Source organism: Rhodoligotrophos sp. CJ14 (genome assembly GCF_038811545.1).
Lineage (GTDB): Bacteria > Pseudomonadota > Alphaproteobacteria > Rhizobiales > Im1 > Rhodoligotrophos > Rhodoligotrophos ferricapiens.
Genome location: NZ_CP133319.1, coordinates 3499725 through 3512594, shown reverse-complemented (window position 1 = coordinate 3512594; position 12870 = coordinate 3499725). Strand labels below are relative to the sequence as shown.

Annotated in this window: 14 protein-coding genes; 5 read left to right on the top strand and 9 right to left on the bottom strand. The window is 60.0% G+C overall.

Annotated elements, in window-relative coordinates:
* The first annotated feature begins 19 nt into the window (after positions 1-19).
* Positions 20-496 (top strand): DUF992 domain-containing protein, encoded by a 477-nt coding sequence (locus RCF49_RS16400; RefSeq protein ID WP_342640864.1) that lies wholly within the window; start codon positions 20-22, stop codon positions 494-496.
* A 56-nt stretch (positions 497-552) separates the two neighbouring features.
* Here RCF49_RS16400 and serA read toward each other — a convergent pair whose 3' ends face one another.
* The 3 genes from serA to RCF49_RS16385 all read right to left on the bottom strand — a co-directional run bounded on the left by serA (position 553) and on the right by RCF49_RS16385 (position 4857).
* The gene (gene serA / locus RCF49_RS16395) at positions 553-2133 is read right to left on the bottom strand and encodes a phosphoglycerate dehydrogenase (RefSeq protein ID WP_342640863.1); all 1581 of its coding nucleotides are present in this window, start codon (positions 2131-2133) and stop codon (positions 553-555) included.
* Positions 2134-2176: 43 nt separating this feature from the next.
* Complete coding sequence (locus RCF49_RS16390) at positions 2177-3349, bottom strand: phosphoserine transaminase (protein ID WP_342640862.1); 1173 nt, start codon at positions 3347-3349, stop codon at positions 2177-2179.
* A gap of 275 nt (positions 3350-3624) precedes the next feature.
* Positions 3625-4857 (bottom strand): GlxA family transcriptional regulator, encoded by a 1233-nt coding sequence (locus RCF49_RS16385; RefSeq protein WP_342640861.1) that lies wholly within the window; start codon positions 4855-4857, stop codon positions 3625-3627.
* A gap of 209 nt (positions 4858-5066) precedes the next feature.
* Between RCF49_RS16385 and RCF49_RS16380 the strand changes: the two genes are divergently transcribed.
* On the top strand, positions 5067-6140 hold the full coding sequence (locus RCF49_RS16380) for a class I SAM-dependent methyltransferase (protein WP_342640860.1): 1074 nt from the start codon (positions 5067-5069) through the stop codon (positions 6138-6140).
* An 87-nt stretch (positions 6141-6227) separates the two neighbouring features.
* Positions 6228-6461, top strand: a complete 234-nt coding sequence (locus RCF49_RS16375) for a DUF1127 domain-containing protein (RefSeq protein WP_342640859.1) — start codon at positions 6228-6230, stop codon at positions 6459-6461.
* A 156-nt stretch (positions 6462-6617) separates the two neighbouring features.
* Here RCF49_RS16375 and RCF49_RS16370 read toward each other — a convergent pair whose 3' ends face one another.
* Entirely contained in the window at positions 6618-6827 is a 210-nt protein-coding gene (locus RCF49_RS16370) for a cold-shock protein (protein ID WP_342640858.1), read from the bottom strand.
* Between the two features lie 371 nt (positions 6828-7198).
* Entirely contained in the window at positions 7199-8107 is a 909-nt protein-coding gene (locus RCF49_RS16365; protein ID WP_342640857.1) for an AraC family transcriptional regulator, read from the bottom strand.
* Between the two features lie 160 nt (positions 8108-8267).
* Between RCF49_RS16365 and RCF49_RS16360 the strand changes: the two genes are divergently transcribed.
* Together RCF49_RS16360 and RCF49_RS16355 are read left to right on the top strand one after the other, a co-directional pair.
* A complete protein-coding gene (locus RCF49_RS16360) occupies positions 8268-9011 on the top strand; it encodes an SDR family oxidoreductase (RefSeq protein WP_342640856.1) in 744 nt (247 codons plus the stop codon).
* A 171-nt stretch (positions 9012-9182) separates the two neighbouring features.
* Entirely contained in the window at positions 9183-9449 is a 267-nt protein-coding gene (locus RCF49_RS16355) for a hypothetical protein (protein ID WP_342640855.1), read from the top strand.
* 89 nt (positions 9450-9538) lie between these two features.
* On the opposite strand, the gene RCF49_RS16350 is transcribed toward RCF49_RS16355, so the two are convergent.
* From RCF49_RS16350 to RCF49_RS16335, 4 genes are all read right to left on the bottom strand, one after another.
* Positions 9539-9973 carry a hypothetical protein gene (locus tag RCF49_RS16350; RefSeq protein WP_342640854.1) on the bottom strand — a complete coding sequence of 145 codons (435 nt, stop codon included), beginning with the start codon at positions 9971-9973 and terminating at the stop codon, positions 9539-9541.
* A gap of 140 nt (positions 9974-10113) precedes the next feature.
* The gene (locus tag RCF49_RS16345) at positions 10114-10467 is read right to left on the bottom strand and encodes a hypothetical protein (protein ID WP_342640853.1); all 354 of its coding nucleotides are present in this window, start codon (positions 10465-10467) and stop codon (positions 10114-10116) included.
* A gap of 815 nt (positions 10468-11282) precedes the next feature.
* Positions 11283-11948 (bottom strand): outer membrane protein, encoded by a 666-nt coding sequence (locus RCF49_RS16340; protein WP_342640852.1) that lies wholly within the window; start codon positions 11946-11948, stop codon positions 11283-11285.
* Positions 11949-12183: 235 nt separating this feature from the next.
* Positions 12184-12768, bottom strand: coding sequence for an outer membrane protein (locus RCF49_RS16335; RefSeq protein ID WP_342640851.1), 585 nt, complete (start codon positions 12766-12768; stop codon positions 12184-12186).
* Between the last annotated feature and the right edge of the window lie 102 nt (positions 12769-12870).

The following is a 12870-nucleotide window of genomic DNA, read 5'->3' as shown; positions in this document are numbered from 1 at the left end:
TCTCGGTGGAGGTTGCTTAATGCGTTTTCTCAGTGTGGCGGGTGTGGTCGCCTGCCTGATCCCGGCTGCGTTCATCACGCCGGCTCAGGCAGACGGGGTGAAGGTCGGCGTGCTCACCTGCACGGTCGCCGGCGGCGCGGGATTTATCCTCGGCTCCGACAAGGCGGTTTCCTGCAATTTTGTGGGGAATGGACGGAAAGAGTATTATCGAGGCTCGTTCCGCAAATTCGGCATTGATATCGGCAGCACCAAGAAGGCCTATGTCAAATGGGTGGTGTTCGCGCCAACACCGCGGTTCAAGCGCGGTGCTTTGGCCGGCACTTATGTGGGCATCACCGGCGAAGCAACGGTCGGCGGAGGTGTCGGCGCCAACGCGCTGGTGGGCGGCGGCAAGCGATCCTTCACCTTGCAGCCGTTCAGCGCATCCATTCAGACCGGCGTCAATCTGGCCTTGGGCGTCGGCGAGCTGGAACTGCGCTATGTAAAGAGCAGGTGATCGCCTACATCATCGAGAAGCGGTGCCCCGCCCAGGAGCACCGCCGAGCGGGGTGACTAAAAGGCCAGCGGCTTGGCCTGGCGCACATGCGGCAAGGCCGCCACTTTCTCGAGCACGTCCGCGGGCAGCGGCTCATCAATCTCGACGAGCGCGATCGCATCCTTGCCCTGGGCCTCACGGCCGAGGTGGAAGGTCGCGATATTGATGCCGGACGAGCCGAGCAAGGTGCCGAGCGCCCCGATGAAGCCGGGCTTATCCTCGTTCGTCACATAGAGCATGTGCTGGCCGAGCTCGGCTTCCATATTGATGCTCTTGATCTGAATGATCCGGGGCTTGCCGTCGGAGAAAACGGTTCCCGCCACGGAGCGTTCCTGGCGCTCGGTCGAGACAGTCAGACGGATGTAGTTCTCGAAGGTGCCGCGCTGGCTCTGAAGCACCTCGTCAACGGCAATGCCGCGCTCGCGCGCGATCACCGGCGCATTGACCATGTTCACATCCGACAGCATGGGCCGAAAGAGGCCAGCCAGCAGCGCACTGGTCAGCGCCCGCACATTCATCTCGGCGACATCGCCCGCATACTCGATGCGGATGGCCCTGAAGCTGGTCTCGGTCAGCTGTCCGGCAAAGGAGCCGAGCTGTTCGGCAAGGCGCACGAAAGGCTTCAGGCGCGGTGCCTCTTCAGCGGTGATCGAAGGCATGTTCACGGCATTGGAGACGGCGCCATAGAGGAGATAGTCGGACATCTGCTCGGCGACCTGAAGTGCGACATTCTCCTGCGCTTCGGCCGTTGAGGCACCGAGGTGGGGCGTGCAGACCACGTTCGGCATGCCAAAGAGCGCATTTTCCTTGGCGGGCTCGACCTCGAACACGTCGAGGGCCGCACCTGCCACATGGCCGCTCTCGAGCGCAGCCTTGAGGTCGGCCTCGACAACGAGGCCTCCGCGGGCGCAGTTGATGATGCGAACGCCTTTGCGCATCTTGGCAATGGCTGCGGCATCGATGATGCCGCGGGTCTTATCGGTCAACGGCGTGTGCAGGCTGATGATGTCGGCCCGGCGCAGGAGCTCATCAAGCTCGACCTTCTCGACACCCAGTTCCAGCGCACGCTCCTCAGAGAGGAACGGGTCGAAGGCGATCACCTTCATCTTCAGGCCGATCGCGCGATCGGCAACGATGGAGCCGATATTGCCGCAACCGATGATGCCGAGCACCTTGCTGGTGAGCTCCACGCCCATGAAGCGGGATTTTTCCCATTTGCCGGCTTGGGTGGAGGCATTGGCCTCAGGGATCTGGCGGGCGAGCGCCATCATGAGGGCAATGGCATGCTCAGCGGTGGTGATGGCATTGCCGTGGGGCGTGTTCATCACGATCACGCCCTTGGTGGTGGCGGCGGGAACATCGATGTTGTCAACACCGATGCCGGCGCGGCCGATCACCTTGAGGTTCTGCGCCGCTTCCAGCACCTTGACGGTGACCTTGGTGGCAGAACGGACGGCCAGGCCGTCGTAATCGCGGATGATCTCGATGAGCTGGTCGCGGTCAAGGCCGACCTTCACATCGGTTTCGATGCCACGCTCACGGAAGATTTCGACAGCGCGGTCGGACAGCTTGTCAGCAATAAGGACACGAGGGGCCATGCAAGCCTCCTGTTGAGACAGTGAAATTGGCGATGAAGAAGGCTCAGGCCGCACGGCGCGCGGCACTGGCCTGGGCATAGGCCCAGTCGAGCCAGGGCAGCAGGGCCTCCAAGTCGGCCTGCTCTACCGTGGCCCCGCACCAGATGCGCAATCCCGGCGGCGCATCACGATAGGCGCCGATATCGTAGCCGGCCCCCTCCTTATCGAGGGTTGCAGCAATGGCCTTCGGCAAAGCCGCCTGCTCTTCCGGCGAAAGGTCCGCCACCGCCTCTTGCGAAAGCTTGAGGCAGACGGAGGTGTTCGAGCGCGTGGCCGGTTCCTTGGCGAGATGCTCGATCCAGGGGGTGCGCGCCACCCAATCAGCGATCGCCTTGGCATTGGCGTCGGCACGGGCAATAAGTGCTTCGAGGCCGCCCAAGGCCTTCGCCCATTCCAGCGCCTTGATATAGTCCTCGACACAGAGCATGGAGGGCGTGTTGATGGTCTCGCCCTCGAAAATGCCGGCGATCAGCTTGCCGCCCTTGGTCATGCGGAAAATCTTGGGCAGCGGCCATGCCGGCGTGTAGCTCTCGAGGCGCTCCACAGCACGCGGCCCGAGGATGAGGATGCCGTGGGCAGCCTCGCCGCCCAGCACCTTCTGCCAGGAGAACGTCACCACGTCGAGCTTGGCGAAATCAAGCCGCTGCGCGAAAGCTGCGGAGGTCGCATCGCAAATGGTCAGCCCCTGGCGGTCGGCCGGGATCCAGCTGGCATCGGGCACCCGCACGCCGGAGGTGGTGCCGTTCCAGGTGAAGACCACATCGCGGGTGAAATCGACAGCGCTCAGGTCGGGGAGCGCGCCGTAATCGGCCTTGAGCACGCGCGCGTCGGTCAGCTTCAGCTGCTTCACGACGTCCGTCACCCAGCCTTCGCCAAAGCTTTCCCATGCGAGGAGGTCGACGCCGCGGGCGCCCAGCATGCTCCACAGGGCCATTTCCACGGCACCCGTGTCGGACGCGGGAACAATGCCGATGAGGTGGGTCTCGGGTATTTCGAGCACTTCGCGGGTGAGGTCAATCGCCCGCTTCAGACGTGCCTTGCCATCCTTGGCGCGATGAGAGCGCCCAAGAAAAGCCGATTTGAGGAGATCAGGGGTCCAGCCGGGGATTTTCGCGCAAGGGCCGGAAGAAAACAGCGGGTTTGCCGGCCGCTGAGCCGGTTTCATCATGTCTGCCATGTGCAGCCACCCTTCCAGATAGCAGCCCCTCGGTGGGGAGGGGTGTCCCGCCGCCGCGTATATCGGAGCGGATCCGGAAAGGCAAGGCTTTCGCATTCGCACTCGTTTTTTCTTTCCGCGTCTTACAGCAGCTGAGCCTGCGTTCGGCGTCGACCAGCCGTCGAGCGCCTGGTCGGGATCTTTGGTGGATCCCTGCTTGTGACACTGTTTCAGTTCACGGTCATGCCGGTCATTGACCGTGCCCTCGCCCGGACCCTGGGCTACCCGCAACCGTCTTAAGCCCTGATCCTGGGTCTCGGGTCTTTTCGGTCCGCTCGCGCGTAATCCGGAATCCTGAAACGCCGACGATAGACACCCGGCGTCAGGCCTGTGACGCGCTTAAACAGGCGGCGGAAGAAGGCGGGCTCCTCGTAGCCCACCTGCCAGCTGATCTCATCAACCGAGGCTTCGGTTCGTTCCAGGCGACGCTTGGCGTCCTCAATTCTCAAGCGCTGGACATAGACCAGCGGGCCCAGTCCGGTCGCGCTGGTGAAGCGGCGCTTGAAGGTGCGCTCAGCAAGGCCCGTACGCCGGATCATTTCTTCCACGGGATGGGCGACCGAGAAATGCGTGGCGACCCAATCCTGGGCCGCCCGAATGGCCAGGTCACCATGATCATTGCGCCCCTCGAATACGATGTAGGGCGCCAATCCGTCCTGATGCCATTGGAGGGCAAAGAACCGCGCGACGGCCTGGGCCGCGGTTGCTCCAGCGTGGCGCGCGATCAGGTAGAGCACCAGATCATGCCAAGTCATGGAGGCGCCGGAACTGATGAGTTCCTCCTGCTCGCCGGAGACGACCAGAACGCGCTCCGGGTGAATCCGCACCCGCGGAAAAGTGGCAGCGAAGGCCTCGGCATAGCCGAAATGCACAGTGGCATCCATGCCATCGAACAGCCCCGTTTCGGCGAGCAGAAAAATGCCGGAGCAAGCCGAGCACAGATGCGCGCCGCGGGCATGCATCGCGTGGAGCCATTCGATCAGTTCCGGATAACGCCCCTTCCGCCAGCCATCCGACCCAAGCAGGACAGAGGGAACAATGATGATGTCGGTGGTCTCGAGCGCCGCAATGCTGCGTTGCACGGTGATGGGCACGTGACTGGCAAGCTCAAGCGGGCCTGTCTGCAGACCAACGATCTCGACACGGAATGGCGGCGCGTGAGCAGGCGCCGCGCCAGAACGCCTTCGTTTTTCCCCCATGAGCGAAACCGCCCCGAGCGCTGGGCTCCCCGCATTTTCTTCACGCGAAGCATTGTCCACTTCCCTTGAAAATGCTTGGGGTCGCTTGGTCGCATTTTCTTCACGCGAAGCGGTGTCCACTTCGCTTGAAAATGCTCCGGGTGGCGCCATGATCGCGAAGGCGTTCATCACGTCGAAGATGCCGCTCAACGTGGAAACCACAGCCTCGGGAATCGCGACGAGGCTCACATGGAGCGGCGCCGATTTGGTCGATACTGGGTGACGCGACATTTCGGATCCTTTGAACCGAAAAGAGAAGAATACCGCCAGAATGGCTGTCGCGCCATGCTGGCAAGCGCCGTCCGAAATCGACCAGAATTCACCAGTCGAATGGCGTAAACGACCCGATTTTGGACTGTCCGGCTCTGCCGTTCGGGTGGGATAGGTGCGATTCTCCGACCGTCTCAGTCGCTCTGGGACTTTGAACAGGAGAAACGGCCATGGACATCCGGTCCATCCCTCTCGATGAATCCAAACTCAATGCGCTCGTCACGCGCGCTGTCGATGATCTCTCCGCCGGCTATGGCGGGGTCATGGTGAGCCTTGGAAACCGGCTCGGCCTCTATAAAGCGATGGCCGGGGCCGGACCGCTCAGCGCGCGGGAAGTCGCGGGACGTGCGGGCTGCGCCGAACGTTATGTGCGCGAATGGCTCAATTCCCAGGTCGCTGGCGGCTATGTCACGTATCATCCGACCAGCGACACCTATGAGCTGACGCCAGAGCAAGCCTTTGTGCTTGCCGACGAAGACAGCCCGGTCTTCATGCCCAGCGCCTGGGCCATTTCTGCATCAATGTGGTCCGATGAGGACAAGGCGGTGGAGGCGTTCCGCACCGGAAAGGGCATTCCGTGGGGTGATCATGACGGTCGGCTCTATTGCGGGGTGGCTGCGTTCTATCGCAATGCCTATCGCGGCAGCCTGGTTTCGGAATGGCTGCCGGCTCTGGACGGGGTCGTGGAGAAGCTCAAAGCCGGCGCGCGTGTCGCCGATATCGGTTGCGGGCATGGCTATTCAACCATTCTGATGGCGCAGGCATTCCCGGCTTCAGAATTCCATGGCTTCGATGCCCATCCGGAGTCGGTGACCGAAGCGCAAAGGCTGGCTGGGGAAGCTGGGGTTGGCGAAAGGGTGCGTTTCGCGTCGGCCCGCGCCGACGACTATCCCGGCCGCGACTATGACCTGATCTGCTTTTTCGATTGCCTGCACGATATGGGTGATCCCGTCGCGGGGGCAGCGCATGCCGCGAAGACTTTGGCACCCGATGGCACGGTGATGCTGGTCGAACCGTTTGCCAATGATCGGGTCGAGGATAACATCTCGTCAGTTGGACGGATGTATTACTCGGCATCCACGATGATCTGCTGCGCCCATGCGATTTCCGAAGGTGGCCACATGGTCCTCGGTGCGCAAGCAGGCGAAGCACGCCTTGCGGATGTGTTCCGCAAAGCTGGCTTCACGCGCTTCCGTCGCGCCATGGCAACGCCCTTCAACCTTATTCTCGAGGCGCGTCGCTAATCCGGCGGATCAGGTCGCTCCAGGCGCCCGTTCGCAAGATCGTTGACAGTATATAAGCGATCGACAGATCGTGATGGGAGAGCTGCGATGTCAGCGTTAGCCCTGAAGCTTTTGTCGCGAAAGGCGGACAGAGCTCTGCTCGAGAAAATAGACACCGCCTATCACGCACTTGGCACCCACAGAGAGCGGAAACTCGCCGCCACCGCGCTTGCGAAGCTGGATGACCGGCTTTTGAACGATATCGGCGTGAGCCGGGCCGAGATCCAGCTGGACGGCTTGGGTTTGGCAGACCAAAAGAAGCCTGGATGGGGGCAGCGGTGACCCCTCTCGGCGGCGAGCCGGCGTGGCTGCCCGTTGTCGGCCGCAGCGCCGGCCGGCCATCTGCTCTGCCCCAATAAAAAAGGCCGGAAAAATCCGGCCTTTCTTCCCAGGACGCCGCCAGCCCATCCTGTGCTCGGCGGCAGATCGCGTGGTCGATTACGAGACCTGTAGGCGCTCGGCTGAGGACTTGCCGGACCTGCTGTCGCGCACGACCTCATAGGTCAGCTTGTCACCCTCGCGAAGTGTGCTGAGACCGGAGCGCTCGACTGCGGAGATGTGTACGAACACGTCCTGACCGCCATCGTCCGGCTGAATGAATCCAAAACCCTTTGTTGCGTTAAACCACTTTACTGTGCCAGCGCTCATAACGAGTCCTTTCCTGACAAAATTTCAATTCCCACCGATCGACGATCAGTAAGAGTTCAGTCGATTTTTGAAGGAAGAACTTGTTTCGGAGCGTGAAAGCGTCGCAAACAAAAGTCGTCTAACAAAATATCGATAGGACGATAGGTAAGTTATGACTTGTCGTAAGTCAACAAATTTCTGGATTTTTCTTTCTTAAGAGATTTTTGGAACCAGCCAGCGCTGATTTTCGTTTGGCCGAGCGCCACCGCACTTCCAGCCCCTGATCCAATTCAAAGCCCATGAACGCGGTGAATTGGAGGACCTTCGCACGCGGTATTTCGGGGATCACTCGCGATAGCAAGGGATCGGCAGGTCTGCTGCACCCCTCCCGCCTAGAGCACAATCCCAATGGGTTCGGCGCGCGCAAGGGAATAGCGGTGTTCGCGAGGTGGAGATCCGAACATGCGAGCAAATTCTCGGCTGAACTGGGTCGGACTTTCATAGCCCACCGCATAGGCGGCTGCTGACACCGGCTGACCCTCTGACAGGATCAAACGCCTGGCCTCCAGAAGGCGCAGGCGCTTTTGATATTGAAGCGGCGTCGTCCCGCAAATGGCTTTGAAGTGCTGGTGAAAGGCCGAGACACTCATTCCCGCATCGCGCGCAAGGTCTGAGACGCGGAGGGGATGCGCATAATTCCTGCGGATGTGAATAGTCGCCTCGGCAATCCGGGCAGCATGGCTGTTGGTCTGCACAAGCTGGTGCAGGAGAGCACCGCGGCTCGCCGATAGCAGCCAGAAGTGGATCTCTCGGCGCAGCAGGGGAAGCAAGATCGGCACAGCGGCAGGCTTATAGAGCAGGTCGAAGAGGCGCTCCATCGCGTTCACAATGGCTTCATCAGCCTCAGCTGCCGCGATTGCACTCACCCGTCCATCTCCGCCAGTGCAATCGTTAAGCTCAGCGGCCAGCTCCTTGATGAGAGCCATATCCAACCGAAGAGCAAGGGCCAGATAGGGGCGCTCGCTGGAGGCCTCCACCACCCGCGCAACGGTCGGCAGATCGAGGCCGACGATCACCGATCGCTTCGCCGAGAAGCTCACGATCTCGTCGCCAAGGCGAACCTGCTTCTCGCCCTGCAATACGAGGCAGAAAATCGGCGGGTAGAGCACCGGTGTCACATTGGTCGGTTCACGGTGGCATGACACGGAGAGGCCTGCGATCTCCGTCTGAAAAGGAACGCTCCCCACCGCATGTTGCTCGGAATAGGCAAGGACGCGGCTGGTCAGAGTTTGGGTTGGCATCTGCAGCTCCAGAAGAACAGGCAAGTCGTTATCCCGAGATGTGGCCTTTCTCAAGGCGGCGCAGAACCACCTCTGGATGATTGGGCAAGTCTTTTGAAGGATGAGGCAGGCATGGCCGGCGGCGATCGGCTACGCCTACGCAGAACACAAGGAGTAACCCATGCAGATCACCGGCAATACAATTCTCATCACTGGCGGCGGCAGCGGGATCGGGCGTGGCCTAGCAGAAGCCCTGCATGCCAAAGGCAACAAGGTCATCATCACCGGGCGCGATACCCGCAAGCTCAATGCCGTGGCCCAGGATATTCCCGGGATTGAGATCCGCGCCTTGGACGTGGACGATGCAGCGGCGATCAAATCCTTCGCCGGAGAGGTGCTGGCCGATTTCCCCGCGCTCAACGTGCTTATCAACAATGCCGGGATCATGAGGGGGGAGACGCTGACATCCGGTGAGACGGAGACGGCCGAGGCCACCATCACCACCAACCTGCTCGGCCCCATTCGGCTGACCGCTGCTCTGCTGCCACATCTGATGAGCAGGCCGAAGGCCGCGGTGCTGATGGTCTCGTCGGGCCTCGCCTTCGTCCCTCGCGCCTTCGCGCCCACTTATTGCGCCACAAAGGCTGCTATCCACTCCTATGCGCAGAGCTTGCGCGTTCAGCTTCGAGGCTCGTCGGTCGAAGTCATCGAGCTGGTCCCGCCCTATGTGCAGACGGAACTCATGGGTCCAGCTCAAGCCGTCGATCCCAATGCCATGCCGCTCGGCGATTACATTTCCGAGACAGTCGCATTGCTCGAAAACGAGCCGAATGCGGAAGAGATCCTGGTGCAGCGCGTCTTCTTCCAGCGCTGGGCTGAGCGGGAGGGGCGGTACGAGGCCGCTTTCAAGCGCGTCAATGGATGAGTCCGGGCGTTCAGCCGAAGCTTTCGAGGGCCATTATCTTCTCGAAAAGGAAACCGTTTATCAGATGCGCTTTGTTAAGCTCAGGTGATTAGCGTGATGCGGATCAAAGAAGCTCGTCCGAAGCTCGGAACCTCAATTCAGGGGCGCGGGAGCAAGGACAAGGAGCGGTCGATGTTCCCAAACGTATCTGCCAGCGACAAGGCGCGTTTCCTGAGAGATCTGCTCATTGTGGTCTTCGTGCTTTCGCTTGGGCTGATGGTCAGCGTTTCCGCCTATTTCCTTTTCCTCGGCCTGGCAGCTCTCGGCATCCTTGGGATATTGGGGTGCCACATCAAATGCCCGAAATGCGATCATCCCGTGTTCAAGCAAGCGGATCAATCCGGGGGATGGACGTCATTGGTCGGATCAGCCTGCCGGAATTGCGGCGAGCCAATCTAGATCTGCAATGGGTGCCGGCAGGGCGCGGAAAACGCGCCCTGCATCACGCGGCAGGTCCGCAAAGGTACGTGCCTCCCGAGCTGTGGCCTCTATGCGCCAAACCAATGCGGGTGCGATGGTGGATGCCATTCCTCAAGCTCGGGCAGGGTACCCTGAGCAACCGAGCGGATCACCTGTGCGGCGTCAGGCGACAGCTGGTGAGCCTGCGCGCTATTTATCTTGGAAATTATTTCGCCACTATAGTTTCCAGGGCGATCAGAACCAAAATGGCCAATCGCAGCAGGATGCGGCAGTCCCATCTGATTGAGTACAATATTCGTGCCCAGAACTGCACCGCCGCCTTCGACATATTTATCGTAAACCGGCGCAGTCTTTGGAGGATCAACGATCCTCAAGTTTTTTCCATCGTCAGCCATACCACCAAAGGCATGAAGCAGCTCATGGATCAGCCCCATTTCCGGTGGCACCTTATGGGCCTCGAATTTGTTCGATAAATAATATTTGTCATTTGTCGTTAGATTCATACACCGCCCCGCTTGGCTGTAGCGCCATTCATTGGTCCCCAAATCGGAGGAGCTGGTGTGTCAGGCGGGATCACAGCGACTGCGAGGCGCCAAAAAAAACCCCCACAACCGGGGTTGTGGGGGTTTGCATAGGCTTCCGCTTAGTAGGGAAGGACGACAACCGGGGCCGGTCCACGCATCCACCAGGGGAACGGATACCACCAGCCACCATAGAAATAGGTGTACCCCGGCCGCCTATAGCGGAAGCGCGGCCCATGCCAGCGGCCATGCCGGTGCCATCGATGGTGGGGACGCCAATGGCGGCGATCATAACGGTCGTGCCTGTTCCAGCGGCGGTGTTGAACCTGCTGAACGTCGGACACTTCAATGCCAGCCGTCATGGCCGCCTTCGACACGGATGCGGGCGCTGCCGCGGCAGCGCCAACCGAGAATCCACCGAATGCCAGCGCACCGGCAATCAACGTTGCGAAGAGTGTTGGCTTAGAGAGTGACATGGCGCATTTCCTTCAACGCATCTGCAACTCGCCTCATGAACAAATGGTAATGTGTTCCGCGTCCGGATTCACCCCTATGCGTGTAATATTTTGTAATCAATTGTATCAACACCGAGTGAATGAAACCGATATCTCGTTCATCTCCCGTTCATCTTGTAGCTGGGCGCCCTACCAGAGCCGAAAGACGAGTATAGTTCCGCACGACTTCTCCCCTTCGATTGAATCGACAGCACCATATCTTGCAGATTACCGAGGCCTATCGCACGCGAGGAAATCTTGCGCCGATCGGGGTAGATCTCGTCTGTGCGAATACCTGCTGGCTGCTGAGGGAGGAGACGTGTTGGCGCGGTGCCTGGCAGCGTCACTGGTTGCTGAGCAGACCAGAGGGATCCGACGGGCCAGGCGAACTTTCCTGCGCGGCCTTCGCGAGAGCAATTATCCTAGGGATGAGATCGCGACGTTTTCCTGAGGCGGACGGTTTCCCGACCGAGACTGCCAAAGAATTCTTCTGCCAAAAGGCGAGAGGTCGCCCGCCCGCAGATGTGAATACCAAAGCTATGCCCAGGTGGCTCCCGCCGGCTCGAGAGAGCCGGACGGGGAAGCGCTTGTCTGAGTGGAGCGAGGCTGCTGAGTGATCGCGTTCGACCGCCACTCAACAGCTCATCAGCGTCCGGCCGGCGAATGGGGTGGAGAACGCCGCGATTGCACGTGAGTGAGCACGCTTGCGCCGATGAAGCGCACGAGTGTCGTCGTTCAACTCATGCTGCTCCACGGTACCTGCCGATATTGCGGCGGTTCAGCCGGTTGGGTTACGGTCAGAACCCGATTCGGAAGCCGGCCAGAATCGAATGATCGGTGAAGTTCGGACCCTCGATCATGATATCCCGAAAACGATAGCCGATGTCCAAGGATAGATTCTCGGTCACGGCAAAGCTTACGCCCGCGTGAGCCGCAAGTGCGAAGCCATCGTCGTTTTGGACTTTATCAATCCATCCCCAGCCCACACCAACGCCAACATAGGGAGTAGCGAAGTCGAAATAGGGAACTTCGTAATAGGCGTTTCCCATCAGGGTCCAAACGTTCATGTTCTCCCGGCGCACATTCTCGGGGGGAACGACCGGACCAGGTCCCCCACCTGCGGGCACCTCCAGTTGCAGCAAGTGACGTGTCTTGTAGGCGCCGGAATAATCGCCTGTCAGATCGACCCGAAACCCGTCAGTGACATAGTAGCCAAAGCCTATGCCCACGGTGAACGCGTTATCATCAGCGCGGTAGTTGACCCGTTGTGGATCACCGTTCTCATCGAGAGCGTATCCATGATATTTAGTGTCGGTGAACGACCAGCCGAGGTGACCGCGGAAATAGATTCCGGCCGGCTCGACAACAGGCGGCGGCTCGATCGGAACAAGATCAGCCGCCAACGCGACATTACTTGCGGCACAGAGCAGCATAGCAGCCCCGAGTACTCTCAGTTGCTTCATTCTTGCCTCTCCTTCCGATCGACGGAAGCCCGTTTCGCGTAGGTGACGGGGCAAAAGTTAACACATGCTAAGATTGCGAAAATAGTAAATATACCCTCAATGGTTGAATGTGGTCCGATGTGGCCGAGAAACGACAAGGGTTCTCACTCGCCGGTGCAGCATGGTGCCGAGGGCCGCTGCAAAAAAAAGGCGGCACCATGTGCCGCCCCAATCGGATGCGATCTGTAGGCGTCGCTTAGAAACTGTAACGCAAGCCAGCGCGCAGTGAGTGGTCGAAGAAATTCGAGCCATCGATGAAGGCATCGCGGAATCGATAGCCAACATCGATCATAGTGTTCTGACTGACCTGGAATCCGATACCCGCCATCGCGGCAGCCGTAACTCCCTCCTCGCTGTAACCGTGCTTGCCATCGATCCAGCCATAGCCAAGCCCGGCGCCGAGATAGGGAACGACCATATCGTTCAGGGGAATGTCCACATAGCCATTGGCGAGAACAGTCCAGGCATCGATCTTGTTGTGGTACCCGACATCATAAATGCCGGAGTAATCCACCGTCACGTCACCGCGGAACGTGTTGCTGAAACGATAGCCGACGCCTGCACCGACTGTGAAGGCACTGTCATTCTTCCGGCCAATTTCGGAATCGAGAAAGGACCAGCCGAGATCGCCTCGCAGATACCAGCCGCTATTGTCCTGATAATACGGCTCGGGCATCGGCTGTTCGGCCGGGACATATGGCGATCCGAAATCGGCTGCCAGCACATTGCCGGCGAGTAGGCCCAGCGCGCTGATCCCCAGCAATGCTGATTTCACCCTCATCAATACAATCTCTCCTTCGCACCAGAGTGCGCTTGCGCAACAACACAACATGCCGCCAGCAGGCCAGACGCTCAGGCGGACGCGGCAGTCGGGGATAGGGGA